The organism is Vibrio sp. 2134-1 (genome assembly GCF_033339495.1).
Genome location: NZ_JAWOUS010000453.1, coordinates 1 through 685, shown reverse-complemented (window position 1 = coordinate 685; position 685 = coordinate 1). Strand labels below are relative to the sequence as shown.

The 685-nt window shown below is 46.0% G+C and carries 1 protein-coding gene; it reads left to right on the top strand.

Annotation, left to right across the window (positions count from 1 at the left end):
* Nucleotides 1-685, top strand: a 685-nt coding sequence (locus R7R78_RS26575) for a dihydropteroate synthase (protein ID WP_225474666.1), incomplete at both ends; no start/stop codon positions are given.

Sequence of the window (685 nt, the reverse complement as noted above, 5' to 3'; positions counted from 1 at the left end):
TGAACTCTATCTCTTTGAAGGAAGGCAAAGAGAAATTTGTTGAGCAAGCTAAACTGATCCGTCGTTATGGCGCAGCGGTGATCGTCATGGCATTCGATGAGGTTGGTCAGGCAGAAACACGCGCGCGCAAGCTAGAAATCTGTACAAATGCTTATCGTATTTTGGTAGACGAAGTTGGCTTCCCGCCAGAAGATATTATTTTTGACCCGAACATTTTTGCCGTCGCAACGGGTATTGATGAGCATAACAACTATGCTGTTGATTTCATTGAAGCTGTAGCGGACATCAAGCGTGATTTGCCACACGCGATGATTTCCGGTGGCGTGTCGAACGTGTCTTTCTCCTTCCGCGGTAATAACTACGTTCGTGAAGCAATCCATGCCGTATTCCTTTATAACTGTTTTAAAAACGGTATGGACATGGGCATCGTGAACGCGGGCCAGCTCGAAATTTATGACAACGTACCAGAAAAATTACGAGAAGCAGTAGAAGACGTTGTGCTTAACCGTCGAGATGACGCTACAGAAAGATTGTTAGATATCGCAGCTGAGTACGCAGATAAAGGTGTTGGCAAAGAAGAAGATGCCTCTGCGCTTGAGTGGCGAACTTGGCCTGTCGCAAAACGTTTAGAGCATGCGTTAGTTAAAGGGATCACAGAGTTCATTGTCGCAGACACTGAAGAAGC